Annotated in this window: 24 protein-coding genes and 1 riboswitch; of the genes, 16 read left to right on the forward strand and 8 right to left on the reverse strand. The window is 67.6% G+C overall.

Annotation, left to right across the window (positions count from 1 at the left end; all coding sequences use genetic code 11):
• Positions 1-81: 81 nt before the first annotated feature.
• Positions 82-251, forward strand: a riboswitch (cyclic di-AMP (ydaO/yuaA leader).
• Between the two features lie 16 nt (positions 252-267).
• The 4 genes from EF294_RS07855 (at position 268) to EF294_RS07870 (ending at position 4722) form a co-directional block, all read left to right on the forward strand.
• Positions 268-855, forward strand: coding sequence for a C40 family peptidase (locus EF294_RS07855; RefSeq protein WP_123927826.1), 588 nt, complete (start codon positions 268-270; stop codon positions 853-855).
• Positions 856-994: 139 nt separating this feature from the next.
• Complete coding sequence (locus EF294_RS07860) at positions 995-2074, forward strand: NlpC/P60 family protein (protein WP_123928300.1); 1080 nt, start codon at positions 995-997, stop codon at positions 2072-2074.
• 25 nt (positions 2075-2099) lie between these two features.
• Positions 2100-3575 carry a hypothetical protein gene (locus tag EF294_RS07865; protein WP_123928303.1) on the forward strand — a complete coding sequence of 492 codons (1476 nt, stop codon included), beginning with the start codon at positions 2100-2102 and terminating at the stop codon, positions 3573-3575.
• 22 nt (positions 3576-3597) lie between these two features.
• Entirely contained in the window at positions 3598-4722 is a 1125-nt protein-coding gene (locus EF294_RS07870) for a glycosyltransferase family 4 protein (RefSeq protein ID WP_185090984.1), read from the forward strand.
• 50 nt (positions 4723-4772) lie between these two features.
• On the opposite strand, the gene EF294_RS07875 is transcribed toward EF294_RS07870, so the two are convergent.
• Positions 4773-6575 carry an AMP-dependent synthetase/ligase gene (locus EF294_RS07875; RefSeq protein WP_123927832.1) on the reverse strand — a complete coding sequence of 601 codons (1803 nt, stop codon included), beginning with the start codon at positions 6573-6575 and terminating at the stop codon, positions 4773-4775.
• A gap of 197 nt (positions 6576-6772) precedes the next feature.
• Here EF294_RS07875 and EF294_RS07880 point away from each other — a divergent pair, with 197 nt between their 5' ends.
• From EF294_RS07880 to EF294_RS07905, 6 genes are all read left to right on the forward strand, one after another.
• Positions 6773-7195, forward strand: a complete 423-nt coding sequence (locus tag EF294_RS07880) for a hypothetical protein (protein ID WP_123927835.1) — start codon at positions 6773-6775, stop codon at positions 7193-7195.
• Entirely contained in the window at positions 7195-7632 is a 438-nt protein-coding gene (locus EF294_RS07885; RefSeq protein WP_123927838.1) for an SRPBCC family protein, read from the forward strand. The genes EF294_RS07880 and EF294_RS07885 overlap by 1 nt, the downstream gene beginning before the upstream one ends.
• 20 nt (positions 7633-7652) lie before the next feature.
• A complete protein-coding gene (locus tag EF294_RS07890) occupies positions 7653-8831 on the forward strand; it encodes an ArsA-related P-loop ATPase (RefSeq protein ID WP_123927841.1) in 1179 nt (392 codons plus the stop codon).
• 119 nt (positions 8832-8950) lie between these two features.
• Positions 8951-9454, forward strand: a complete 504-nt coding sequence (locus tag EF294_RS07895; RefSeq protein ID WP_123927844.1) for a hypothetical protein — start codon at positions 8951-8953, stop codon at positions 9452-9454.
• A complete protein-coding gene (locus tag EF294_RS07900; protein ID WP_123927847.1) occupies positions 9454-10446 on the forward strand; it encodes an ROK family protein in 993 nt (330 codons plus the stop codon). Before EF294_RS07895 ends, EF294_RS07900 begins: the two co-directional genes overlap by 1 nt.
• A 192-nt stretch (positions 10447-10638) precedes the next feature.
• Positions 10639-11364 carry a lysophospholipid acyltransferase family protein gene (locus EF294_RS07905; RefSeq protein WP_123928305.1) on the forward strand — a complete coding sequence of 242 codons (726 nt, stop codon included), beginning with the start codon at positions 10639-10641 and terminating at the stop codon, positions 11362-11364.
• A 38-nt stretch (positions 11365-11402) separates the two neighbouring features.
• Here EF294_RS07905 and EF294_RS07910 read toward each other — a convergent pair whose 3' ends face one another.
• Positions 11403-12734 (reverse strand): glycosyltransferase 87 family protein, encoded by a 1332-nt coding sequence (locus EF294_RS07910; RefSeq protein ID WP_123928308.1) that lies wholly within the window; start codon positions 12732-12734, stop codon positions 11403-11405.
• 71 nt (positions 12735-12805) lie between these two features.
• Between EF294_RS07910 and EF294_RS07915 the strand changes: the two genes are divergently transcribed.
• Positions 12806-13297 carry a polyadenylate-specific 3'-exoribonuclease AS gene (locus EF294_RS07915; protein ID WP_123927850.1) on the forward strand — a complete coding sequence of 164 codons (492 nt, stop codon included), beginning with the start codon at positions 12806-12808 and terminating at the stop codon, positions 13295-13297.
• 104 nt (positions 13298-13401) lie between these two features.
• Complete coding sequence (locus EF294_RS07920; RefSeq protein ID WP_123927853.1) at positions 13402-14808, forward strand: class II 3-deoxy-7-phosphoheptulonate synthase; 1407 nt, start codon at positions 13402-13404, stop codon at positions 14806-14808.
• Between the two features lie 53 nt (positions 14809-14861).
• Here EF294_RS07920 and EF294_RS07925 read toward each other — a convergent pair whose 3' ends face one another.
• Positions 14862-16049 (reverse strand): protein kinase domain-containing protein, encoded by a 1188-nt coding sequence (locus EF294_RS07925; protein ID WP_185090985.1) that lies wholly within the window; start codon positions 16047-16049, stop codon positions 14862-14864.
• A gap of 128 nt (positions 16050-16177) precedes the next feature.
• On the opposite strand from EF294_RS07925, the gene EF294_RS07930 reads away from it, so the two are divergent.
• The gene (locus tag EF294_RS07930; protein WP_123927859.1) at positions 16178-16543 is read left to right on the forward strand and encodes an Rv2175c family DNA-binding protein; all 366 of its coding nucleotides are present in this window, start codon (positions 16178-16180) and stop codon (positions 16541-16543) included.
• On the opposite strand, the gene mptB is transcribed toward EF294_RS07930, so the two are convergent.
• Together mptB and EF294_RS07940 are read right to left on the reverse strand one after the other, a co-directional pair.
• Positions 16540-18081 (reverse strand): polyprenol phosphomannose-dependent alpha 1,6 mannosyltransferase MptB, encoded by a 1542-nt coding sequence (mptB, locus tag EF294_RS07935; RefSeq protein ID WP_246007749.1) that lies wholly within the window; start codon positions 18079-18081, stop codon positions 16540-16542. The two genes, EF294_RS07930 and mptB, sit on opposite strands and share 4 nt — an antisense overlap.
• Before the next feature lie 24 nt (positions 18082-18105).
• Positions 18106-19260, reverse strand: a complete 1155-nt coding sequence (locus tag EF294_RS07940) for a polyprenyl synthetase family protein (RefSeq protein ID WP_123927865.1) — start codon at positions 19258-19260, stop codon at positions 18106-18108.
• Positions 19261-19438: 178 nt separating this feature from the next.
• Here EF294_RS07940 and EF294_RS07945 point away from each other — a divergent pair, with 178 nt between their 5' ends.
• The gene (locus EF294_RS07945) at positions 19439-20398 is read left to right on the forward strand and encodes a methylenetetrahydrofolate reductase (protein WP_123927868.1); all 960 of its coding nucleotides are present in this window, start codon (positions 19439-19441) and stop codon (positions 20396-20398) included.
• A gap of 40 nt (positions 20399-20438) precedes the next feature.
• Here the strand turns inward: EF294_RS07945 and EF294_RS07950 are convergent, their stop codons facing one another.
• From EF294_RS07950 to EF294_RS07960, 3 genes are read right to left on the reverse strand one after another with little or no spacing between them, the layout of a single operon-like run.
• Complete coding sequence (locus EF294_RS07950; protein WP_123928311.1) at positions 20439-21506, reverse strand: LppM family (lipo)protein; 1068 nt, start codon at positions 21504-21506, stop codon at positions 20439-20441.
• Entirely contained in the window at positions 21503-23173 is a 1671-nt protein-coding gene (locus EF294_RS07955) for a phytoene desaturase family protein (RefSeq protein WP_123927871.1), read from the reverse strand. Before EF294_RS07955 ends, EF294_RS07950 begins: the two co-directional genes overlap by 4 nt.
• A complete protein-coding gene (locus tag EF294_RS07960) occupies positions 23170-23868 on the reverse strand; it encodes a GNAT family N-acetyltransferase (protein ID WP_123927874.1) in 699 nt (232 codons plus the stop codon). The genes EF294_RS07955 and EF294_RS07960 overlap by 4 nt, the downstream gene beginning before the upstream one ends.
• A gap of 311 nt (positions 23869-24179) precedes the next feature.
• Here EF294_RS07960 and EF294_RS07965 point away from each other — a divergent pair, with 311 nt between their 5' ends.
• Together EF294_RS07965 and EF294_RS07970 are read left to right on the forward strand one after the other, a co-directional pair.
• Positions 24180-24644 carry an SAV_6107 family HEPN domain-containing protein gene (locus tag EF294_RS07965; protein ID WP_123927877.1) on the forward strand — a complete coding sequence of 155 codons (465 nt, stop codon included), beginning with the start codon at positions 24180-24182 and terminating at the stop codon, positions 24642-24644.
• A gap of 223 nt (positions 24645-24867) precedes the next feature.
• The gene (locus EF294_RS07970; protein WP_123927880.1) at positions 24868-25272 is read left to right on the forward strand and encodes a DUF3040 domain-containing protein; all 405 of its coding nucleotides are present in this window, start codon (positions 24868-24870) and stop codon (positions 25270-25272) included.
• Positions 25273-25702: the final 430 nt, after the last annotated feature.

Below are 25702 nucleotides of genomic sequence, written 5' to 3' on the forward strand. Positions count from 1 at the left end.
CCTAGTGGACAGACACGCATCCGATTTCGTAACCTTTCCGAGACCTTCGCAGAGCGTCCCGCTTCATACCGAAGCGGTCTGGGGAGATCACCGCTCAATCGTCCGACGGACGAACCGGGGAACCACACGTTTTCGGAGCAATCCGGATTGGGGTGAGTCGCCTTCTGGACACAATCGTGTCTGGATCGCGTAGGGCCATTCTCTCGGCCCGAACCCGACAGCTAACTCGGTAGGCGGTCAAGGGAGAACTAAAGGAGAACTCGTTACGTGGCCAAACATCGTTTGGAACAGCCGAATCGCGGAGTCATCGCCAAAAAGGCGATGATCGCGGGCTCGCTGACCGTCGGCTCGCTCGCCGTAGCCGCAGGTCCGGCCCTCGCCGCACCGGCTCCGGCGCCCAGTGCGACCATCGAGATCCCGAATCTCGGCAAGTTCACGGTGCCCGGCATCGAGCAAAATCAGGTTCCGAACCAGTTCCGTCCGGGTGGGGGCGGTATCACGGCTCCGGTGCAGAGCGTTGCCGAGAAGGCCGTCCGTGCCGCGGAAAGCAAGATCGGCGCGCCCTACGTCTACGGCGCTGCCGGCCCCAATGCCTTCGATTGCTCCGGTCTGGTCTACTGGTCCTATCAGCAGGCCGGTGAGACGATCCCGCGCGATAGCTACGGACAGCTCGGCGGTGGACGCGCGGTAAACTACGCCGACGCGCAGCCGGGCGACGTCCTGATCTTCAACGGCGGCAGCCACGCCGGGCTCTACATCGGCAACGGCCAGTTCATTCACGCCTCGACTGAGGGTGTCCCGGTGCAGAAGGCATCGGTCAAGGCATGGTCGCTGACCGGGGTTCGCCGATACTGATCCCGCTCTCGGTGAGAACGTGTGAGCATGTATTCGGGCGGATCGCGCACAGCGCGATTCGCCCTTATGCGTCGAGGTCGACGACCCGGTTGAGGCAGAGGTGAGTAGTCCGGGTCGGTGGGGAAGTGGCAAGGGGAATGTGGTGACAGTCGTGGGAGCCGGATCGGCGATCGGCATCAACCGATCAATGCGCCTGGCGTTGACCACCGTGATCGCTGTGCTCGCGGTCGCGTTAACGCAGATCGGCGCGGCGTTCGGGACGCCGGATGCCGTGGCCGACCCGCCGCAATCAGCGGATCAGCTGCTCGCGCGCTATACCTCGCTGAGCCGTGAGGCCGAGACCTCGGCCGAACAGATGCACAACGCGCAGATCGAATACGACAAACAGCGCAGCATCGTCGCACAGTCCAAGAAGGCCGCCGCTACCGCGCAGAGTTCGCTCGACCGCTCCCAGGTCTCGCTGAATGAGCTGCAAACGCGTTTCGGATCGCTGGTGCGCATCAGTTATATGGGTGGCCGGTCCAACCGGCTCTATGCCGTCCTCACCGCCAACTCGCCCCAAACCCTGCTCGACCAGATGTCCGGCTTGGAGATGGTCTCGCGTCGTGCCGCTGCCGATCTGTCGGCGCTGAAAAAGGTGCGCGCCCAAACAGTCTCGGACCGTGATGCCGCGAATGCGGCGGCCTCGACAGCTACCCGCGCGGTCTCCGACGCCGAACGCGTGCGGGGCGATCTACAGAAGAAGCAGGCCGAACTGCAGTTGCAGGCAGCCCAGATCCGGGTGATCTATGCGACCCTGACGGGTAAGCAGCTCGCTGCGCTCGACGGCCCGCGCTTCGACTTCGACCCCGCAGCTGTACCCCGCGGTACAGCCCCCGCACTTATCGCGGTGCAGGCCGCACTGACCCGCATTGGCGATCCCTACGTGTGGGGCGCGACCGGCCCCGACTCATTCGACTGCTCCGGACTGATGGTGTGGGCGTTCAAGCAGGCGGGCAAGCTCCTGCCGCGATCGAGTGAGGCGCAACTGGCCGGCGGCACGCCGGTCTCGCGCGAGGATCTTCAGCCGGGCGATCTCATCATCTACTACCCCGACGCCACGCACGTCGGCATGTACGTCGGCGACGGCTACGTGATTCACGCCTCCACATTCGGTGTGCCGGTCAAGGTCGTCCCCATCGACGACGCGGGACCGTACAACTCCGCGCGTCGGTACTAGGGGCGTGCTTCGCCCGCGGTGGGCGATCGGCGTGCTCCGCCCGCGGTGGGCGACCCTGCGCACCGGGGTGACCACGAGCGCCGGTGCGGTGTTCGTCGTCATGTCGCTACTGATCACAGCCTGCGGTGGCGACGGTGGCGGTGTCGTTTCGGGGACGAGTTCGTCGTCGGTACCGGTGCCGACAAGCAATGTCTATCTGGACCAGCGCTCCCAGGGCGTGACACATCTCCTCGACTCGCTGTCGACCGCGCTGCGCTCGGGCACCCCCGATCAGCTCGCGGCGCTCGTGGACCCGTCGGTCAACCCGTCGCTGCGCGCCCGGTTGCAGACCGTGCAGGACAACCTGTCGGTGCACGCCGATACGGGGCGCGGAAAACGTCTGCGGCTCAGAGAGTTCCGGTACCAGCTCGCGCCGACTGAGGAGGTCGAGACCCTTGTCGGTGCCGACGTTCAGGCACGGCTGGATCAGCAGGGAAGCTCCGATACCTGGGTGGCCCCAGTGGAACTGCACGTGGCGCTCGGCGGTGCGAGCACTCCCGGGATCGACGAGGACGAGGTGGTGATCGACACCCAGCTCGTCGTCGCCCGTTACGACGACACCTGGAAACTGGTCGGCGACTCCACACTGGCCGGAGAGCCCACGCCATCGGCGCAGATGTGGGATCTGCCGGAACTGGCCGTTGTCGACGTTCCCACCGCGGGCGGCACATCGGTCATCGCGTCCTATCCGGAGAGCGCCGAGGATGCCGCGGCCGCCACCGGCGCAGCCCCCGGTTCTGTGGCCTCTGGTTCGATGGCTTCCGGCCCCACCGCCCAGATGGTCGCCCGCATCCGGTCTCTGCTGCCCGGTGCGATCGCTGCGGTATCGGCGTTCTGGGGGACCGGGTGGCCCCAGCGTTCGGTGGTGGTGAGCACGGCCGCCGACGACCAATTCCACGCCCTGGCCGCCTCGGCCACCGACACCGCCGCGGCCGCAACCATCTACGCCCATCTTGATCTGTCGGCGGGCTCGGTGACGGGCCAGCGCGTCCTGCTCACCCCGGTCGCCCGTGATCTGCCCGCACCGGCACTCGGCGTGGTTCTGCGCCACGAACTCACACACGTCGCCACCCGCGCGCATACTGCGACCACTGCGCCGATGTGGCTCACCGAGGGAGTCGCCGAGTACGTCGGGCGCAAGGGCACCTACACCCGTCCCGCCGATGCCGCCCCGGATCTCGCGGCCGCGGTGCAGGCCGGTGACACCCCGGCCGATCTACCGACCGATCATCAGTTCTCCGTCGATGCCGTGTCCTCGCGGCTGGCCTATCAGTCGGCCTGGTCGGTGGCGACCTTCGTCGCGGCGGCTTTCGGCGAACCCAGGCTTCGTGCACTGTACGTGGCGGTGGGTGCATCGAGCGACGACGCGCGCGCCGATGCCGCGTTGTCGGCCACCCTGGGTATCACGCGGGCCCAGTTTGTCGCCCGGTGGCGGGCGTGGCTGACGGCCCAACTGCGATGAAATCGGCAAGGATGATGGAGTGATGCACCGAACGCTCCTGGTGACCAACGATTTTCCGCCGCGGCGTGGCGGAATCCAGTCCTACCTGGAGAATCTCGTCGATCTGCTGGATCCGGATGATGTGGTGGTCTATGCCCCGCGCTGGCGTGGACGCAGCCACGAGGAGTTCGACGCCGCGCTGCCTTACCGCGTCTATCGGCATCCGACGACGCTGATGTTGCCCACCCCGTTCGTCGCCCGTCGCGCCGCGAAAATCATTCGGGACGAAGATATCTCGACGGTGTGGTTCGGGGCGGCTGCCCCGTTGGCGGTGTTGTCGGGATACTTGCGTCGGGCCGGGGCCCGCCGCATCATCGCCAGCACACATGGACACGAGGTCGGTTGGTCGATGATCCCGGGGGCGCGCGGCATCCTGCGCTACATCGGCAACCACACCGACGTCATCACCTACGTCAGCCGCTACACCCGCGGCCGATTCGCCTCGGCGTTCGGTCCGCGCGCCGCATTGGAGTATCTCCCGCCGGGCGTCGACATCACCCGGTTTGCTCCGGATGCTGCGTCGCGCCGACGAATTCGAGCCGAGCTGGGAATCGGTGAGCGACCCACCATCGTGTGCCTGTCACGGCTGGTGCCGCGCAAGGGGCAAGACGTCCTGATTCGTGCACTGCCGCTGATCCGATCAGAGATCGCCGACGCCGCGCTCGTGATCGTCGGGGGCGGACCCTACGCCGAGAACCTCCACGACATCGCCCACGCGGAGGGCGTCAGCGAGCACGTCGTGTTCACCGGGCCGGTCCCGGCGGCCGAACTCGCTGCCTATCACACCATCGCCGACGTCTTCGCCATGCCGGCGCGCACGCGCGGCAAGGGTCTGGACGTCGAGGGTCTGGGCATCGTCTACCTGGAGGCGTCGGCCAGCGGTGTGCCGGTGGTCGCCGGCCTCTCCGGCGGCGCCCCGGAGACCGTCCGAGAGGGGATCACCGGAACCGTCGTCGACGGCACCGATGTCGCCGGGGTCGCGCTCGCGCTCATCGGAATCCTGGGCGATCGCGACGCTGCCGCGGAGATGGGCCGTCAGGGACGGCGATTCGTCGAGGACCACTGGCAGTGGTCACAGACGGCCGCGCGGCTGCGCCAGCTGCTGTGATCGGCTCGGGCCGGTGGTGTTCGACGACCGCGACGACGTCGACGGGCGACTCAGCGCCTGGCGTAGAGCGCGTCGATGTCGCCGGCGTACTTGTCGACGACCACGTTGCGCTTGACCTTCAGCGTCGGGGTCATCTCACCGGTCTCCTCGCTGAAATCGTCACCGAGAATCCGGAACTTCTTGATCGACTCGGCGTGCGAGACGGTCTTGTTGGCCTCGTCGACGGCCGACTGAATCGCCGCGCGCAGGTCGGGGTCGTCGGCGAGATCGGCCACCGATGCGTCGGCGGGCTTGCCGTTGCGCTCCTTCCACGCCGGGAAGGCCTCGGGATCGACGGTGACCAATGCGGCGATGAACGGCTTCTGATCGCCGACCACGACCGCCTGTGAGACCAGGGCATCGGCGCGGATGACATCCTCGAGGCCGGCGGGCGAGACGTTCTTGCCGCCCGCGGTGACGATGAGTTCCTTCTTGCGCCCGGTGATCTTCAGGAACCCCTCGTCGTCGAGTGATCCGAGATCGCCGGTGTGGAACCAGCCGTCGGTGATGGCGGCGGCGCTGGCCTCCTCGTTGTGCCAGTACTCCTTGAACACCACGCCGCCGCGCAGCAGGATCTCCCCGTCCTCGGCAATCCGAACGGCGTTGCTCGCCAAGGGTTTTCCGACGGTGCCGATCTTGACCGCGCCGGGGGTGTTGACGGTGACCGCCGCGGTCGTCTCGGTCAGGCCGTAACCCTCGTAGACCGGGATGCCGATCCCGGAGAAGAAGAATCCCAGGCGAGAACCGAGCGGCCCGCCCCCGGAGATCGCGAGCTCGCACTCGCCGCCGAGTGCCGCGCGGAGCTTGCCGTAGACGAGCTTGTCGAACAGGGTGTGCTTGGCGCGCAACACGATTCCGACGTCGCCGCGTTCGGCCGCCGCGGCGTGGTCGATGGCGGTGGCCGCCGCCATGTCGAAGATCCGGCCCTTGCCCTCGTCGTGGGCCTTCTGGCGGGCGGTGTTGTAGACCTTCTCGAACACGCGGGGCACCGAGAGGATCAGAGACGGCTTGAACACCGCGAATTCCGGTACGAGGCCTGCAATGTCGTTGGTGAAGCCCACCTCGACCCCGGCCTCCATGGCGACCAGGGTGATCGCGCGGGCCAGCACGTGCGCCAGCGGCAGGAACATCAGCAACCGCTTGCCGGGCGCGAGCAACTGCGACATGTTGCCCTCGAGGACTCCGCGGACCTCGGAGAGCATGTTGGCGTGCGTCAGCTCGCAGCCCTTGGGCCGGCCGGTGGTGCCCGAGGTGTAGATCAGCGTCGCCGGGTCGCTCGCGTGGACCGTCGCGCGTCGCGTGGCGACCTCGTCGTCGTCGACCTCGGCACCAGCGGCCGTCAAGTGCTCGAGCGCGCCCGGTCCGTCGGACGGATCGATCTGCAGTACCTGCACCGGATGGTCGAGAGTGGCTCCCTCGTAGAGCTTTCGGTGTTCGTCGGATTCGACGATGATCGTCGAGGCCGCGGAGTCGGTCATGATCCACTCGATCTGCGAGCTCGACGACGAGTCGTAGATCGGCACGGTGATCGCCCCGGCCGACCAGATCGCGAAGTCCAGCAGCACCCATTCGAGGCGGGTCGCCGACAACAGCGCCACCCGATCGCCGGGCTGCACGCCGGAGGAGATCAAGCCCTTGGCCAGAGCGGTGATCTGCGCGGCGATGTCATCGGCGCGCACCTGCTTCCATGTCGCTCCCTCCTTGCGGCGGAAGACAGTCTGGCTCGGTGTGCGTTCGGCGATGCCGAAGATGATCGAGGTGGCGTTCTCATCGGCCTCGATGGTGAACCTCGCGGGAACGCTGTACTCGCTCATATCCTGCACCTTTCGACCGTCAGTGATGACTTGACCATCGTAACGACGACCGTTGGCACGATGCGGCGGGTGGGCCGCGACCTGGTGAGGTCGCGGCGCCGCCGATCGGGTTCGCGGTGAGGCCCGTGCGCGAAGCAAACGATGCCAGAGCAGACGTTGCCTACCGATCGGCCGCGCCGATATGTGAAGCTGGAGTCGTGACGAGCATTCAGGTTGCCGACGACACCTTCGTTGCCGCGGACCCGGTGAGTGCGGCCGACGTGCTGGGGGACCGGACCAGGTGGCGCCGCTGGTGGCCCGACCTGCATCTCGAGGTGGTCGAGGACCGGGCGGCCGCTGGGGTGCGCTGGCGCGTGTCGGGGCCGATCGAGGGGACGATGGAGATCTGGTGCGAGCCCGTGCTCGACGGTTTCGTCCTGCATTACTTCCTGCATGCCGAACCGGCCGCGTCGGTGGTCGGCGGCGGGCGGTCGGACCGAGAGCGCGCGGATGTGCTCGCCGAACTCAACCGGCAGCGCCGGGTGGCAGGTAAGGTGATGGCCTTCGAGTGCAAGGACATCCTCGAGGACGGTCGCGGCGTCGGCGAGCCCGCGACCGCGGCCGGTCGGATAGGTGCCTGATGGCCGACCGCACCGAACGCTCGATTGTGGTCAATGCCGACGCTGCCGACATCATGGCGGTGATCGCCGACTTCGACAACTACCCCGAATGGGTCAGCGCGGCCCGCGAAGTCCAAGTCACCGAACGTGATTCGGCAGGTCGCGCACGCCGGGTGCGATTCGTGCTCGACGCCGGAGTGCTGCGCGACACCTACGAATTGCGGTACGAGTGGGACGCCGACGGCACCGGGGTCTGGTGGGAACTGGTCTCCAGTGATCTGCAAAGCGATCAGCGCGGCCGCTACGAGGTCGTCCAACAGGTGCCCGGCTCGAGCAAGGTCACCTACACACTGATGGTGGACCTGATGGTGCCGATGATCGGGCAACTCAAGAGGCGCGCCGAGAAGGCCATCACCGATGCCGCCCTCAACGACCTGAAGAAGAGGGTCGAAGGCTGATCGATCTCACTCCCATCCACGTGATGCTGGGGCCGGGGGGTTCCGGGATCTCCGTGGTCGCGGCCGCGGGAGCACTGCGCCGTGACCGCGGTCGTGATCGTGCCCGCGCTCCCTTGGCCCGGCCGGACCGTCACACCCTGCTGATCACCGTCGACCGGCTCTCGCCGACGCCGGATCTGTTGGGGGTCTTCCGGATGCCCGGATCGAGCGTTGCGGTCTCCTCGGGCGTACATTTGCTGACGCTCGACCGGCTGGAGTCGCTGGAAAAGACCTGGGCGATGTTCGCCGAGTTGCTCGCCGCCGGTATCCGGGGCGCCAAGACGACGCTGCCGGTGTTGACCACGTTGGCCGGAATCGACGCCGCCGAACTCGCCGCACTGCCGGGGGTTGAGGAATTCTTGCTGTTGCGGCGCATCCGCGACGAGGCCACCAGCGGCACTTGGGAACGCATCGTCGTCGATCTGTCGGGGGTCGCCGATCCGTACTCCCTGCTGCGGGCGCCGACGATCCTGCTGCAGGCCCTCGAACGGCTGTGGCCGCGCCACCGACGTCTCGCGGTGGCCGCCGGCTCACCGATGCTCACGCAACTGACGGCCGCCGTCGACGCCATTGCCGGCGACTGCGACGACATCGCGGAGTTGCTCACCGATCCGCATGTCGTCGCCGGGCATCTCGTCGTGGCGGCCGACGCACGCGGTGCCGGTGCGCTACCGCGTTATCTCGCGATCGCCGATCTGATGGGGTTTCCGATGCGGTCGATCGTGGTGAACCGGGGCGTCGGTGCCGGTGCGCCCGCCGAGGTGGTCGTCGACGACCCGCAAGTGTCTGTCTGCACCGTCGAGCTCGCAGCCGCCCCACTGGATCGCCCGGCGCGACTACGCAAACTCGCTGTCTCACTTGCCCGACCGACCGGCGCCGCCCGCGGTAGCGGCGACGCCGAGGTGAGGACGGTGTCCGGTACCGGGCTCGACACCGTCTTTGAGATGTCGTGGGAGCAGCGGCTGCCCGACCCCCACCGGTTCGACCTGGGCCGCGGTGGCGACGACCTGCTCGTCACCGTGGACGGCTTCCGTCACGCGGTGCGGCTGCCGTCGGTGCTGCGGCGCTGCCACGTCGGTGAGGCGAGCTGGGACGGCCGGCGGATCAGGGTGCTCTTCACCCCGGATCCGTCAGTCTGGCCACAGGGCCGTCAGGCCTGAGGCTGCGCAAGCCTGCGCCCCGGAATGGAGGTGGGCGGGCCCCAGAGGGTACCGTGCTTGTGCACACGAATCGCCAGATGGAGTATCGACCGGATGAGCCGAGCGTATGAGGCGAGGGCATGAGCACTGACGACACCAGCCGTGGCGCCGATGCCGGGTCGGGTTCGGCACGTGGTGGCGAGTCGATAGGCGACCCACTACGCGACCTGCTGCTCGCGCTGGCCGCCCAGATCGACGTCGTCGCGGGATGGTTCGGCACCGGTGCATCGGGAGCTACCGGCAGAACGGGGCCCACCGGCACCGCACGACCGGCCGGGTCCGTATCGGGCGGTGCCACCGCGGCCGGCGCCTTCTTCGGCGACGGATCGGCCGCGGCCGCCGTCGGTGAGATCACCTCACTGATGAAGGAGATCGGGGACCTGCTCGCGCGGCTGATCGCCGCACTCATCACCTTGCTGGAGGCGATCGCGGCGGCTTTGCGCAGCGCGCCCGCCGACGCCGGGGCGCCACCGCGGCGCTACCAGCCGATCGCGGTGCGACTCGAGGCCGCCCCGCAGACACCGCCGACCGGTGCGTTGGGTGGACACGCTGTGGTCGACCCGACGTCGGAAGGTGAGAAGTGATGGGCGAGTTGACCATCGGGATCGACATCGGCGGCACCAGCGTGCGTGCCGCCGTGGTTGACGACTCGGGCGTCATGCTCGACACTCTGCGCGCGGCGACCCCGCCGACGGCGCAAGCCCTCGAACACTGCCTCGACCGCCTGGTCGGCGAGCTGACCTCGCGCTGGGCGGCCAAGGCCGTCGGGGTGGCGATCGCGGGCTTCCTCACCCCCGACCGCGAGGTGGTGCGATTCGCCCCCCATCTGCCGTGGCGGGAGGCCCGGGTGGCCGAGGAAATGGCCGCGCGCATCGGTATACCGGTGTTCACCGAACACGACGCGAACTCGGCCGCGGTGGCCGAACGTCACTACGGGGCGGCGGCCCGCGGACACAATGTGCTGGTGTTGGCGATCGGCACTGGCATCGGTGCGGGCCTGTTGATCGACGGGGAGATCTATCGTGGCAGCTTTGGTGTCGCACCGGAGCTTGGGCACCTCACCATCGTCCCGGACGGCCGCCAATGCTCCTGTGGTAAGCGTGGATGTTGGGAGAGGTATTGCAGCGGAACGGCTTTGGTTGACACCGTGGTCGAGTTGCTCGCCGACGGCGACTGGGGTCGCAGCCAGCTCGCGACCGATCTGGCCGCCGACCCCGGGTCGTTGACCGGCCGACGGGTGGCCGGCGCCGCCGCTGACGGCGACGCGGTGGCGGTGGCTGCGTTCGCCGCGTTCGCCGCATCGCTTGGCCAGGGCCTGGCGATGATCGCCGATGTCTTCGACCCCGACCTCATCGTCATCGCCGGCGGTGTCGGGACCGCGTCGGGGCTCTACCTCGACGAGGCCCGCGAGCACTATGCGCGGCTGGTCACCGGGGCCGGCCATCGGCAGCTCGCGCGTATCCGCGGTACGCAACTCGGTGAGAACGCCGGAGTGCTCGGGGCCGCCGAGATCGCTCGCTTGGGGATCGGTGCGGGCGTGCGCAGGTCGCCGATGTCTGATCTTCCCGATGTCTGACGGGCCCGACGCCGGATAACCTCATACGTGATGGCGACTGGAATCCGATGTCGGGGTGTCGGCGCAGGCCGCAAGTCCTGTGCGTCGGGTGGCCGATGCCTCACGCTCGTCGGCTGGGGTGAGTAGAGTTCACAACCGGATCGAGTGGCCGGTAAGCACTCGTCGGTGCGACGAAGGGTAGTGACACACACGATGTGGTACCAGGTGTTCAAATACGTGCTGCTGGGCCCGCTGCTCCGGTTGCTGGGGCGGCCGACGATCGAAGGGCTGGAGAACATTCCGGCGCGCGGACCGGCCATCCTGGCCAGCAACCACCTGGCGGTGATGGACAGCTTCTTCCTGCCGCTGATGTGCCCGCGTCGCATCTACTTCCTGGCCAAGGCCGAGTACTTCAACGGGACCGGACTCAAGGGCAGGTTCCAGCGCTGGTTCTACACCGCGGTCGGCCAGATCCCCATCGACCGGTCTGGTGCCGAGGCGGCCGCCGGTGCGTTGACCGCAGCGAGCCGGCAGCTGGAAAAGGGTGAGCTGATGGGCATGTACCCCGAGGGCACCCGATCACCCGACGGTCGGCTCTACAAGGGCAAGACCGGGCTCGCGCGGATCGCGCTGGAGACCGGGGTGCCGGTGATCCCGGTAGCGATGATCGGTACCAACAAGTTCAATCCGCCTGGGACGGTGATGTTTCGACCGACCAAGGTCACCGTCCGGGTGGGTAAGCCGCTGAACTTCGATCGCTACGAAGGCATGCAGGGCAACCGATTCATCGAACGTGCCGTCACCGACGAGATCATGTACGAATTGATGCGTCTGTCGGGTCAGCAGTACGTCGACGTCTATGCAGCCAGCGTCAAAAACCGTTCGTCCGCCGAGTCCCTGGGTTCCAAGCCCGAAGCCCGAATGGGACCGGCTGCCTGAGCGTGCTCGCGGCCCTATAGGCCGCCCACTGACCTGGGTCAGCGCGTGCGGATCTGGGCGAGTTCGGTCCGGCCGGTGGCCTCGTGGGTGCTCGGCGCCCGCAAGCCTTGGGCCGGGAACCGCCAGATCACCACGAGTGCGGCGATACCCCAGATCGAATACGAACTCCCGACGATCTGCGCGAGCACCGACCACGAGGCCGAACTCTGTGGAAGGAATTGAAAAGGCCCGAGGGAGAACAGGAGAAGCCCGACCGCGGCCAGTCCGAGATGGGCGATCCGGGTGCCGCGAGACGACGTGCGCGCGGCAACCGTGATGGTGGTCAAGATCAGCGGGATCGTCCACACCCAATGATGCGCCCACGACGTGGGGGAGACGAGCAAACCCCAGACCGCGATCGCGCAGGTCGCGAGCATCGCATTGATCCGCGCCGCGGGGCCGGCGCCCGCTGCGAACGATTCCCGGGGACGGCACACGTGCACCGCGCACAACGCCAGCACGGTGACCGCCAACGAACTGAGCACCCAGGCGATCTGACCGTCGACGCCCGGCAGGATGCGCACCCACGCCGCGTTGAGGTTCTGGTTGATGCGTCCGGCCGGATCGCCGATCCGCGTCGTGTGGAACAGCGTGTGCGTCCAATAACCCAACGAATCGCGCGGTAGCCACACCGCCGCGAACGCGCCCGCCAGCACGAAGGTGAGACCGGCGGTGGCGGCTGCACGCCAGCGGCGGGCGACGGCGAAGACGGCAATGAACACCAGCGGAGTGAGTTTGATCGCCGCGGCCAGACCCACCAGGATGCCCTGTGCCCGGGTCCAGGGCGTGCGCACGCGTGCGATGACGACGAAATCGAGCAGGATCATCGCCATCAGGATGACATTGACCTGACCGAAACCCATCGTCATCCACACCGGATTGAGCCACAGTGCGCCCGCGGCGACGAGTGCCGCGAGCCACCAACGGTTGGTGCGGGTGCCCACCGACAACAACGACAGCACGATGTGGACGATGAGCATCAGCAGCACGATGGTGAGCACAGACATCACCACCCCGGCCACCGGCAGGGGCATGGCACCGAGCGGGACGAAGCCGAGTGCGGCAAACGGCGGATAGGTGAACGGCAACCAGATGCCGTCGCTGGTGAACGGCATCGACCCGTCGGCATACAAGCTCTGTCCCTGCTGCCAGATCTGCGCACCGATTCGGTAGACGTCGAGGTCGATGCGGGTCCGGGTGCCGAAGCTGGAGGTGAACGGCACCCCGAACATCTGCATCCCCGCCGATGCGAGGAAGATCACTCCGATGACGATGCGCGCGCGCCGGGTCGGCGACCAGTGGCGCAACCGCTCATCCACCGAAGTCAGCATTGTCGTCATGACGGGCTCTTCGTTCCTCTCCGGCGGCGACCCTCGCCGGGTGGCGGGTGATACTTACCAGTATGCGGTTCTTCTACGACTCGGAGTTTATCGAGGACGGCACCACGATCGATCTCATCTCGATCGGTGTCGTCGCCGAGGACGGTCGAGAATTTTACGCGGTGTCCACCGAGTTCGATTCGGGCCGGGCCGGGGACTGGGTTCGCGCGAACGTCCTTCCCAAGCTGCCGTCGCCGGCGTCACGGGCATGGCGGTCCCGGCGCGCCATCCGTGAGGACCTCCTGGACTTCCTGACCACCGAGCCCGGCGACATCGAATTGTGGGCCTGGGTGGGCGCTTACGACCACGTCGTGCTGTGCCAGCTATGGGGGCCGATGACCGCGTTGCCGCGAACGATCCCACGTTTCACCCGCGAACTACGTCAGCACTGGGAATACGCGGGCCGTCCAGCCCTGCCGTCGGCACCCGCCGACGCCCATGACGCACTCAGTGACGCTCGACACAACTGGCGCAAGTGGCAGGCGATCGAACACGCACGGCAGACCCGGGGCTGATCATTCCCTGCCGGTGCGCGTGTGCGACGCCGGCTTCGCTGTGTTGCGCCTGACCAGTTCCTGCCGGTGCGCGTGTGCGCAGCTGGCCTCGCTACGCTGGAGCGGTGGTGAACTGGACCGTAGACGTTCCGATCGACGAACTGCCCGAACTCCCGCCGCTGCCGGGCGACCTGCAGGCGCGTTTCGCCGACGCGCTGGCTCGTCCCGCGCTGCAGCAACCGAGTTGGCCCGCCGAGGACGCGCGGCGTATGCGGACGGTGCTCGAGTCGGTGCCGCCCATCTGTATGCCCGCTGAGGTCCGCACGCTCGCCGGAGAGCTCGCCGAGGTGGCACAGGGCCGGGCCTTCCTGCTGCAGGGTGGCGACTGCGCCGAGACCTTCGCTGACAACACCGAGCCGCACATCAAGGGCAACATCCGCACGCTGCTGCAAATGGCGGTCGTGCTCACCTACGGTGCGAGCCTGCCGGTGGTCAAGGTTGCCCGCATCGCCGGTCAGTACGCCAAACCCCGCTCGGCCGACACCGACGCCTTGGGCCTGCCGTCCTATCGCGGCGACATGGTCAACGGGTTCCCGGCCGAAGAGGCCACCCGTATCCACGACCCCTCACGGCTGGTGCGCGCCTACGCCAACGCCGCAGCGGCGATGAATCTGGTTCGCGCGCTGACCCACTCGGAGGCCGACTTGCGGCGGGTGCACGACTGGAACCGGGAATTCGTCCGCACGTCCCCGGCCGGCGCCCGCTACGAGGCGTTGGCCTCCGAGATCGACCGTGGTTTGCGCTTTATGGATGCGTGTGGGGTCTCCGATTCCTCGCTGGGCGCCGCCGACATCTTCGCCTCCCACGAGGCACTGGTTCTCGATTACGAACGGGCACTGCTGCGCCTGGCTGAGGCCCCAGAAGACCCGAGCGTCGGCGCCGACGGCAGGGTGCTCTACGACCTGTCGGCGCACTTCCTGTGGATAGGTGAGCGCACCCGCCAACTCGACGGTGCCCACATCGCCTTCGCCGAGCTGATCCGCAACCCGATCGGCATCAAGATCGGCCCGACCACCACCCCCGAGCAGGCCGTGGAGTACGTCGAACGTCTCGACCCGTACAACGAGCCCGGCCGGCTCACCCTGGTGGCCCGCATGGGCAACGGCAAGGTCCGCGACGTGTTGCCGCCACTGGTCACCGCGGTCGAGGCCAGCGGGCACAAGGTGATCTGGCAGAGCGACCCGATGCACGGAAACACCCACTCCTCACCGACCGGATACAAAACGCGCCACTTCGACCGCGTCGTTGACGAGGTTCAGGGATTCTTCGAGGTGCACCATGCACTGGGAACCCATCCCGGCGGCATCCACATTGAGCTCACCGGCGAAGATGTCACCGAGTGTCTCGGCGGCGCACAGGACATCTCCGACCTCGACCTCGCCGGACGCTATGAGACGGCGTGCGACCCGCGCCTGAACACCCAGCAATCGCTGGAGTTGGCGTTTCTCGTCGCGGAGATGTTGCGCGGCTAGGCTTTTCGGTTGCTGAAGGCTTTCGGGCGCCCGGGGGTTTTCGGGTGCGTGCCTCAGGAGAGCAGCAACTGCGAGCCGACCCACCATCCGGCGCCACCCGCCGCGGCCGCCGCGATGAGCACGATCACCAACCAGATCAGTGTGCGCAGGCGCCCGTCGGTGGCATCGTCGAACCTCTCGGGCGGGCCCTGCCCACTACTGCGGTTGCTCGCCACGGATCCGGGTGTGGCATGGCGATCGATCGCCGCCGATGCCGTCGTCGGTGGCGTGTCGGTCGTCGATCGGGACCAGGCTCGCGCGGCAACCCGGGTGCCGTGCGGGCTGACCGCCGCCCGACGGCGTGCCATCGTCTCCCGCTCGGCGGAGCGTCGTGGGGCCGGCACGGTGAACGGCGGCAGATCGAGATCTTCGGCCACGTCGAGCAGCGCCTCCCGCATCTCGAAGGCGTTCGCGTAGCGATCGGCCGGGCGGCGTTCGGTCGCCCGTAACACCACCTCGTCGAGTTCGACCGGTACCCCGGCGATCACGTCACCGGGAGCAGGTACGTCATAGGTCAGTCTCTGGTAGGCCAGTGCCAGTGGCGTATCGCCGCGGAACGGCGTACGCCCGGTGAGCAATTCGAAGAGCATGACCCCCATCGAATAGACGTCGCTGCGGGCATCGGCGGTCGCAGACTCGACCTGCTCGGGGGAGAGGTAGGCGGCGGTGCCGAGGATGACGCTGGCCGAGGTGACGCCCGACTCGGCGACCGCGCGCACCAGCCCGAAGTCGGCGACCTTGACCTCGCCGGCATCAGAGATCAGCACGTTCTCGGGTTTGATATCGCGATGTACCAGGCCGGCCGCGTGTGCCGTACCCAGTCCGCCCAGTGTCGGATCGGCAATGGCGAGGACCGCATGCGGGGGCATCGGGCCCCGCTCGCGCAACAATTCCCGGACACTGCCGCCCTCGACGAGTTCCATCACCAGGAAGGCGACCCCGTCGTCAATGCCCTGGTCGTAGACCGCGACGAGCCCGGGATGTTTGAGACCGGCCACCGCCCGCGCCTCGAACTCGAAGCGGCGCAAGAACTGGGGGTCCGCGGAATATCGGGTGTCCATCACCTTGACCGCGACATCACGGCCCAGCCGTAGATCGAGAGCGAGGTACACCGCCGACATCCCGCCACGTGCGATGGGCGCGTCGATGCGGTAGCGGTCCTCCAGCACCGCCCCGATCAGCTCGTCGACCCCTGCCTGCACGACAGTGAATCTACCTGGGTGGCGGTCCTGCGCACCGCAACCACTGCGGTGCTGTGCACCACCGAGCCCGGCGGTGATGGCGGCGATCCAGGTGAAGACACCGGCCGGGAGCCGGTAATCTCTGGGCCGTGAGTTCACTTCCCCTCTCGCGCGATGTCATCCCGGCCGGGGTCGAGACGTATTCGGTCGACGAGGTCTCCCGACGGTTGGGAGTCTCGACCAATCGCGTGCGCACCTTGATCCGCGACCACCGCCTGCTGGCCGTCTCCCGGGACGGCGAGCCCGCGGTGCCCCGCCTGTTTTTCGACGACCTCGGTATCGCCAAGCACTTCACCGGCCTTGTCGATGTCCTACTTGACGGCGGATTCACCCGCGACGAAGCGATGCGTTGGCTGTTCACCGAGTTCGACGATTTGCAGATGCACCCGGCCGCGGCGCTGCACACCCACTCGGCACGCGAGGTCATCCGACGAGCGCAGGCGCAGGCGTTCTAGGTCTCACACCCCTGGGGCCTGTCGGCTTCGGCGCCCCACAACCGGCGGGCCACGGCGCCCAGGCGCAGCGGGTCGGGGCGCAGCAGCGAGATGGCGGCGAGTAGCGACACCGCGGCAGCCAGCGCCGCCTCGGGCAGCTTGTAGAAGACGATCGAATCGTCGGGCTGGAAGACGATCACCATGAACGTCGACACCCCGACCACGACGGCGCGCACCCAGTCGGGCAGCGTGAACGCGACCGAGATGACGAGGACCCACGTGTAGTACCAGGGCAATGTCGAGGGTTCGAGCAGCAGCACCGCCAGCATCGCCCAGGCCAGCCCGGCGACGGCGCTGCGTTCGTCGGCGCGGTGGCGCCACCACAAAGCCACGAGAATGATCGCCAGAGACACAGCACCGATCGCCCGTGTGACGGTGAGCACCGGCCACAGGTTCAGCGAGGTGAACGGTGCTGCCACCAGCGTCACCAGATGTGCCACGGCAGTGGGCAGTGTGAACCAGTTGATGATCTGGTCGGCCCAGCCCAAGCCGGTGAGCCATCCCAGTCCCAGACCGAGTGCGGCGGTCCAGGCAGCGAACACCGCGACGGGCACGACAATCACCACCGCGAACACCCGCGCGACGTCGGCGCGGGTGACCTTACGTTCGGATCGGATGTGGGAGAGCCAGATCCACACAACAAACGGGATCGCCACTCCCGCGGTGACCTTGATCGATACGGCCAGCCCGAGCACCGCCAGTCCGCTGAGGTGCCGGCCGGCGACGGTCAGTGCGAGCCCGGCGGCCAGCATACCCATCATCAGCAGTTCCACGTGTGGGCCGCCGACGACGTGGATCACCACCATCGGATTGAGCAACGCCAGCCACACCCCGACCTCCGGTGACGCGCCGAAGTGGGTCGCCAGACGCGGAATGGCCCACAGTGACAACAGGAGTCCGGGCAACAACGCCACTCGCATCAACCAGACTCCGGTGAGGACGTGCTCACCCGACACGGCCACCACACCTCGGGTGATCGCCATGAACATCGGGCCGTACGGCGCGGTCGTCGACGCCCACACCTGCGCCATGCTGTCGAGGACGGGACCGGGATGGTGGGCAGGTCCGTCGGCGTAGGGATCGAATCCGGCGGCGAAGACCACACCCTGGCCGAGGTAGGCATAGACGTCGCGGCTGAACAGTGGCACGGTCACGCACAGCGGTGCGGCCCAACCGATCACTGTCCATCGCAATGTGGTCAGGCTCGGCCGGGGTTCACCGGCAACCGGCGTGCACAATCGGCGACCCACACGCATCCACGCGAACACCATCGCAGCGACGCCGAGCCAGAACACGATCGCGCCCAGCGTCTTTCCGTGGCCGTAGGTGATTGCGTCGAGTCCCACGCGCTGCAGACCCGGGTGATTGCGTGGGATGTCGGCGACTGAGAACCCGCCCAGGCACACCGCGATCGCCCCGATCCCGCCGAGCCAGATCTCGGTCGGCAGGCGCGATGGCGGGCCCGGTTGCCCGAGCGTCGACCGGCCGGTCGTCGTCACAATCCGACTGCGAGAGAACACGAGTCAGGCCTCGCGGTGGGCGATTCGACCGGCCATTGCGATCAGATCGGCCCGGATATCGGTGCCGATCTCGGCGTGTTCGAGCCGGGTGACGGCGGCGTCGAGCAGGTCGATGATGCGGCGTTCGATCTCGTCGACGGCTCCCACATCGACGAGAAGCTCACGGATGCGGTTCAATTCGTTGTCGTCGAGCCGACGGCCGACCGCGTCGCGCAGCGCGATCGCCGACCGTGGGTCGCGCTGTTGGGCGCGCTTGAGGCCCAGCGCCAGAAGCGCGGTGCGTTTGCCCTCGGCGAGATCGTCGCCGGAGGGCTTACCGGTCCGATCCGGGTCGCCGAACATTCCGAGCAGATCGTCTCGCAGCTGAAAGGCGATGCCCAGATCGTGGCCCACCGAGCGCAGGTCGTCGAGTAGTTCGGCAGGGCCGCCGGCCATGCGGGCCCCGAGTTCGAGAGGACGGGCAACGGTATAGGCGGCGGTCTTGAATTCCATCACCCGATAGGCGGATTCGACCGTCTCGTCGCCGCTGACCTCGTTGACGATGTCGAGATACTGACCGCCGAGCACCTCGGTGCGCATCGCCGCCCAGATTGCCGAGACCGTGGCCGGAAGTGGATTCGGTGCAGGTGCACCGGTGTCCGGTCCGGCCGGGCTGTGGCCGCCGAAGAGGTCGTCGGCCCAGGCCAGCGCGAGATCGCCGGCGAGGATGGCCGCGGCGACGCCGTGGCGGGCACCATCGCCGGACCATCCGGCGTCGCGATGGGCGGTCTCGAAGCGCCGATGCACCGTCGGCCGACCGCGGCGGGTGTCGGAATGATCGATGATGTCGTCGTGGATCAATGCACATGCCTGCACGAGTTCCAATGCGGCACAGACCCGCAGCGCATCGGTGACGGACTGTTCGGGATGGGGCGGTCGCCGGTGTGGGCTACTCATCGCGGCCAACCAGCCCGCGTAGGCGAACATCGGTCGAACACGTTTGCCGCCGAAACGGACGAAGTCGGCGACGATGTCGGCAGCACGGCCCACGACCGGCGCGATGTCGCCGGCGACCGGCAGTGTGGCGTCGAAGAAGTGCTCGAGGACCGCGCCCGTGGCGTCGGGTACCTCCGACAACGACGTGGGCTCTGCGGCGGGCGGCGGTGCGGTCGGGCTCACTCCCTCAGGCTAGGGCATGTCGTCTGTGGACAGACACGTTCGGAGCGCCTGCCGCGAACGGCACCGCACCGGCGATCGACATGCACCGACGACCGACACGCACCGACGACCGACACGCAGTGACGACCGACACGCAGTGACGACCGACACGCAGTGACGGCCTACGTACAATGGCGCGGTGACCTCATCCCTGCCGGCCCTCTCCGTCGTCGAGCGACTCGCCGCACCTCCGGTCAACGGCGTGGTGCACTTCTCGGTGGAGTTCATGCCACCGCGCGACCTCGAGGGCGAGGCTCGGCTGTGGCGGGCAGTTCGAGTGTTCGAACGTCTCGACCCGGCATTCGTGTCGTTGACTTACGGGGCAGGCGGGTCGACGAGGGATCGTACCGTCCGGATCGCCGGTGAACTCGCCACGGAGACGACACTGGTGACGGTTGCGCATCTGACCGCGGTCAATCACAGCATCGCCGAACTACGTGCCCTCGTCGGTTCTTACGCCGACCAGGGCATCACGAATCTGCTTGCGCTGCGCGGGGATCCGCCGGGCGATCCACTCGGCGAATGGGTTCGACACCCGCAGGGTGTGGAGTACGCGCGTGAACTCGTCGAGCTGATCTCGGGCCTCGGTGACTTCCACGTCGGCGTCGCCTCGTTTCCCGAGGGGCACCACCGGGCCCGCGATCTCGACCAGGACACCGACGTGCTCGTCGGCAAGCTGCGTGCCGGTGCCGAGTATTCGGTGACCCAGATGTTCTTCGACGTCGAGGACTTCTTGCGGCTGCGCGACCGGGTGGCGCGCGCCGATCCCGAACAGGCGGCCAAGCCACTCATTCCCGGGCTCATGCCGATCACCTCGCTGGCAAGCGCCCGTCGCATGACACAACTGTCGGGGTCGGTGATCCCTGCCGAGGTCGAGCGACGCTTCGCCGAGGCCGCCGGTGACGGCCCAGAGGAGGATCGTGCCGCAGTGCGGGCGGTCGGCATCGACTTCGCCACCGAGACCGCGCAACGACTCATCGCCGAAGGCGTTGCCGGCCTGCACTTCTGCAGCCTGAACTTCGCCAAGGCGACGTGTGAGGTGCTCGACCGCCTCGGCGTCGGTGTGCCCGATGCGTTGCCGACGGTCGGGGCGCACTGAGGCCGATCGGTCGGCTCGGGGTGATTCGGCGGGAGCCGGGTCAGGACGTGCCGGTCTTTCCAGGGTTCGGTACTGCGGAGTTCGGCTGTGTAGCTCCACGATCGGGCGCAGCGTCGGCGTGAACGGGGGCCTTCCCCGGCGACATGTCACCGGCGGTCGTCGCCGGCGATGATGCGGTCCCCGACGTTGTGATCCCCGACGTTGTGATCCCCGACGTCTTCTTCCCGAATGTCTTCTTGCCTGCTGCTGCCGGGCGTCCCGGGCGCGGGCTTCGGTCACGGGAAACGTAGGCCAACCGGATGACGACAAGCACCACGGCGGCGCAGATGAGCACCATCAGCCAGGTCCAGCCACCGAATGCGGCGGTCGACGGGTCGGCGTAGGTCGATTCGGCGGTGAAGTCGGCGGACTTGCCGGGCTCGGGTGTCCAGGAGACCGCGGTGTTGGTGTTCTGGTCACCGTTGGTCGCGGTGATCGGGCCGGCGAACGAGATCGTGAACCGTACGTAGTCGCGCTTCGGGATCAGTCCGGTGAGGTCGGTCGACCCACGGAAGCGCACCACCGAGCCGGTGCGCTTGGCAGACAGGTCCATGGTCATCGTGGTGTCGCCGAAGGCATTGGCGATGATGTCGCCGAGCTGACTGAGCTGACCCCCGGTCAGATTGCTGAAGGTTGCCCGGCTTCCGACCAGCGTGGCGTCGTCGTTGCTGTCGCCGGACTGTTCCTGAGGGGTCGGGGCCGCCTGTGTGGAATCGGACGGCGTGGACTGCGACGGGCTGGAACCGAACGGGGATGAACCCGGCTGATCGGTGTCACCCGGCTGCGCCGACGACGGCGCGCCCGAAGTCTGTGTCGACGTGCTAGCGCGATAGTCCGAGACCGCGATGGTGCCAGCCATCGACTCGGGGATGTCGAATTTCGGTGCGCCACGCGGATTGTCCGGCGAGGTGGCCACGATCACGCTGCCAGCGAATCGATCACCGACGGTCGTGGACCGTTGCAGGCATCCCGACATCAACGGGGCCGCTATGAGCAGCACGACCATGAGAACAAGGGACGACGCGCGGGGTGGGCTCGGGCGAGTGATCGGCGGACGCACGCTGATCATCGTGCCAGATGCCGGGGTGACAGCCGCCATAGGCGCCGACCGCGTCTATCACCGTTGTGCCTGCCCGAGCTGCGGGCGATCGCCGCCTTTCCGGCGATCCGCCCGCTGGCTCCGGTGACTCCGCCGCCGGGATGGGTGGACGCGCCGGCGAGCAGGATTCCGTCGGCGCCGGGTACCTCATGGCCGGACAGGTCCGGGTGCGGACGCAGCATGAACATCTGGTCGATGGTCATCTCGACGTGCATGATGTTGCCGCCGATCAGTGCCAGCTCGGATTCCAGCGCCTGCGGGTTCTGGACGTGGCGCAGTTCGATGGCGTCGGCGAAGCCGGGCGCGTGGCGCTCGACCTCGGCGACCATCGCGTCGGCGGCGGTGGCGGACACCTCGTCCCATCCGGTGCCGTTGGCGAGATGACGCGGATGCCATTGCGCCCACAGATTGACGAGATGGTGTCCGGGCGGGCTGAGGGTCGGGTCGATGCCCGAGAATCCCATCGCCACACAGGCAGGCCGATCCGGCAGTTCGCCGACAGCTGCTGCGGTTTGCGCGCGACGAAGGTGGTCCCGATCTGTGACGAGCAGGCCCAACGCCGAATGCACGCCGTGGGCGGGCAGGTCGGCGGGCAGATCCCGATACTCGGGCAGCTTCCTGGTTGCCAGCCGGACGGCCATCCCGATACCCGAGCCGACGATGATCTGACGCCGCCACCGCGCGAGCGCTTCGGGGTCGAATCCGCCCGCCGCGAGCAGGTCGAGGGTGGCCAGGATGTGGCAGGCGCTGATCACTGTGTCGGCACATCGCGGTGCGCCGTCGGCGGTATCGACGCGCCAGTGGTCGCCGCATCGGGAGATCGAGGTGGCCGCGGCACCGGTGATCACCTCGCCACCGTCACCGGTGAGGCGGCGCACCAGGGCATCGGTCAGTGCTCCGCTGCCCCCGACGGCGCGTCCGGGTGGGATCTGGTGCATCAGCGCCGCGAACCCGATCATCGGGGCAGTCGCGGGGGCGCTCATCGGCGGGCCCGACTGGGCGCCGAACCAGGCCAGGGCGGCTTTGAGGTGCTCGGAGCCGAACCATCGGTCGAGCAGGGCATCCCCGGACGACATCAGGTCCTGGGTCACCGACATCATCCGACCCGATCGCGCACCGAAGAGTCCGGTCCGCGCAGTGGTGGCGGTGGGGCCGAGCCCGCCGAACGCGCGCGTGAACCGACCCGGCGTGGCTGGCTCGTAGAAGGAGCGCATGAGAGCTCGGGCGCGCGGTGCCCAGGTCGCCACGAACGCGCGATAAGCGTCGGCATCGGCGCGTCCGCAGGCACCTTCGATCGAGGCGCAGGTGGCGTCGAGGTCGGTCCGGAAGACGATCGGCCCGGCGGTGTCGGTGGCCGGACAGAACGCCCACGGGTCGCAGTCGAGGTAGGTCAAACCGGCGTCGGCGAGTGCGAGTTCGTCGAGGACGGGAGAGTGGCGGATCATCAGGTGCGCCGACGATCCCCGGTCGACGCGATAGCCAGGGAAGCGTTCGACGGTAGACACCGCCCCGCCGGGGATGGTGTCGCGTTCGACGACGCTCACCGAACGCCCGGCCCGGGCCAGATAGGCGGCCGCGACCAGCCCGTTATGGCCGGCGCCAACGACGATCGCGTCGGCCACCGGGTGTCCGGTCATCGGGCGCGGCCGGATTCGCCGGGAACGGTGGGACCGGCGGCGGCGCCCGGCACGATCGACGGTGCGGACAGGGGTAGTCGTCGCCCGAGGAAGGCGAACGGGCGCGGGTCGCCGGTGAAGGTGAATCCGCGCAGCACGTCACCGAATCCCATGCGCCGGTACAACGCCCACGCCCGGTTGCCCTCGTCAGCGACCTCCGGGGTGGACAACAGGACGTGATGTTCGGGTCGGTCGGCGAGCAGGTGGTGCAGTAGCCATTCGCCGATCCGTTGCCCCTGGGCGCTCGGGTGGACGTGGAGTTCGGTCAGCTCGAAGTAGTCCTCGGTGATCTCGTCGATGACCCGCGGGTCCCGACCGGTCGATAGCAGGCCGGCTCGCAGTTGCTGATTCCACCATTGGTCTCGAGTTCCGCGATAGCCGTAGGTGATGCCGACGAGCACCTCAGCGCCGCCGGGGGACAGGGGCGGCTCCAACCGTCGTCGGACGAGATCCAACGAGCCATCCTCGACGTGGGGCGCGGCCGCGATCGCGCCGTAGGCCTCCCATCCGGGCCGATGGATATGCTCGCGCCACAATCCGGCGCGATGCCTCTCGGTCCCGCGTGGGTAGTTCATCGCTGTGACGTAGATCTCGAGCGCGGGACCGAGCCAGGCCGCACAGTCACGTCCGTCGAGACGGGCGATCCGAATCGTCACGAACGGTCCTTCCTGTCGTCGTTCCCACGCCCCGGCCGAGTGCGGCATTGTGTCGGTGGCCTCGGGCATGGTGGTGCGTATCGGGTTGCTGGCACGCCTTGCTCCGGCGACCAGATCTGACTAACATTGAATCTGTCGAACGGGTGTTCGATGAATGTGCCTCCGCAAGCTGTTCGCCGCCACCCGACGACCGACGCGGTCCGGCGGTGGGCGAGGGAAGCGCCTGCCCTCGGATCGTGTTGACCCAAGGGGCGGCCGGTAACGCCGAGTTGACCGCCCGTGAGGATCGCGACAACGGAGGGAGGCCCAGGATGGCACATCGAACGATCCCACAGGTCGAAGTGGATCCGATCGTGGTCGGGCGCGCACGTGACCTGCTCGAACGTGCCGATCTCCTTCTCGAGAACGCCGACGGGATCACCGACGACGCCGAACGCTTCCGGCAGCTCTACCTCGCCGCGCTGCGGGCCGCCGGCGCCGCACTGGCGATCGGTGAGCCGACCAGCGGCCGTTCGACGCGCGGGTTGTCGTCGAACGCATGGGATCGGCTGACCGTGATCATGCCGGATCTTGCCGAACAAGCCGAACGCTTCGCCGCATGGTCAGGTCTTCGAATGCACATCGAGGCCGGGTTGGAGCGAGACGTCGATCCCGTCGTCGTCGCCGAGCTACATCGCCTGGTGTTGACATTCCTGGACACGGTTGAGGCCGTGGTGATCGGCTACGAACAAGGCGGACATGGCGCGCAATCCGGATCGCTGGCACATCCTGCCTGATATGCACAAGCCGTCGGGCGGTCACGTGCGTCGGCGCCTTCCATGTCAGCGCATAGGCGCCGGTGACAGCCCTGAACGCAAAACCGATTCAACGAGTGTGGTTATGGTGGTCGGCACCGGAATCACCTCGTATCATGGTCCTAAGCCGCGAACGCAGTCATCAGGCGAGTGTCGCGGCCAACATCTCGTCGATGGCTCGTCGGTACAGGTTTAAGGAGGGTCGGTGCCACTCTCAGAGCACGAGCAGCGCATGCTCGAAGAGATCGAAAGCGCTCTGTACGCGGAGGACCCGAAGTTCGCGTCCAGCGTCAGCCGGCGTCGCCTCGGGCGGGCGAGCGGTCGCCGTCGTATCCAGGCGGTGGTCGTTTTCGTCTTCGGTCTCGCGTTGTTGATCGTTGGACCCGTCATTGGACTCGACGTGGGTGGTTTCCCCATCCTGAGTCTTGTCGGCTTCCTTGTCATGTTCGCCGCCGCACTGCTTGCGCTCTGGGGCGGATTACCCGGCAAGGGCGCGCCGCGACCGGCCGACCGCGGCTCGGGCGGGCGCGGATCGAAGGCCGCTACGCCCAGACGTAGGTTCACCGAGCGCATGGAAGGCCGCTTCAACCGCCGGTTTGAGCAGGACTGATCCCGCGACGAACCCAGTGAGGTTCCGCGACTGACTCATCACAACAGCCGCACACCCCTATCGGGTGTGCGGCTGTTGTTGTCTACCCGCTTCCGGGGTTCGGCCGCCGGATCAGCTGCACCACCACGCCCCACCGCGTCACCCGCCGTGCCCCAAGCGGTGCCCCACCACGCCCCACCGCGTCACCCGCCGTGCCCCAAGCGGTGCCCCACCACGCCCCACCCATGCCGAAGGAGTGACCTCACCAGTCACAATTCTCACTAGAGGCCACAAATGTTGAGCCCTGCTGTGTCAACGACACGACCGATCCATGCCGTGTTGAAACCTAAGTCATGCACGTGACCTGCATATTTATGGTCAGTGGGGGAATTGGGTCGGGTTTTGGGTGGAAAGTGGTGGAAAGTGGGGTACTGTGGGCATCACTGGGTGA

Origin of the sequence: Gordonia oryzae (assembly GCF_003797185.1) — a bacterium.
GTDB classification, from domain to species: domain Bacteria; phylum Actinomycetota; class Actinomycetes; order Mycobacteriales; family Mycobacteriaceae; genus Gordonia; species Gordonia oryzae.

What these genes read in the sequence shown, in the direction of transcription:
- EF294_RS07870 (WP_185090984.1), top strand. Translation starts at nt 3,598, where the DNA reads ATGCACCGAACGCTCCTGGTGACCAACGATTTTCCGCCGCGGCGTGGC.
- EF294_RS07875 (WP_123927832.1), bottom strand. Translation starts at nt 6,575, where the DNA reads ATGAGCGAGTACAGCGTTCCCGCGAGGTTCACCATCGAGGCCGATGAG.
- EF294_RS07885 (WP_123927838.1), top strand. Translation starts at nt 7,195, where the DNA reads ATGGCCGACCGCACCGAACGCTCGATTGTGGTCAATGCCGACGCTGCC.
- EF294_RS07895 (WP_123927844.1), top strand. Translation starts at nt 8,951, where the DNA reads ATGAGCACTGACGACACCAGCCGTGGCGCCGATGCCGGGTCGGGTTCG.
- EF294_RS07900 (WP_123927847.1), top strand. Translation starts at nt 9,454, where the DNA reads ATGGGCGAGTTGACCATCGGGATCGACATCGGCGGCACCAGCGTGCGT.
- EF294_RS07905 (WP_123928305.1), top strand. Translation starts at nt 10,639, where the DNA reads ATGTGGTACCAGGTGTTCAAATACGTGCTGCTGGGCCCGCTGCTCCGG.
- EF294_RS07910 (WP_123928308.1), bottom strand. Translation starts at nt 12,734, where the DNA reads ATGCTGACTTCGGTGGATGAGCGGTTGCGCCACTGGTCGCCGACCCGG.
- EF294_RS07915 (WP_123927850.1), top strand. Translation starts at nt 12,806, where the DNA reads ATGCGGTTCTTCTACGACTCGGAGTTTATCGAGGACGGCACCACGATC.
- EF294_RS07950 (WP_123928311.1), bottom strand. Translation starts at nt 21,506, where the DNA reads ATGATCAGCGTGCGTCCGCCGATCACTCGCCCGAGCCCACCCCGCGCG.
- EF294_RS07955 (WP_123927871.1), bottom strand. Translation starts at nt 23,173, where the DNA reads ATGACCGGACACCCGGTGGCCGACGCGATCGTCGTTGGCGCCGGCCAT.
- EF294_RS07965 (WP_123927877.1), top strand. Translation starts at nt 24,180, where the DNA reads ATGGCACATCGAACGATCCCACAGGTCGAAGTGGATCCGATCGTGGTC.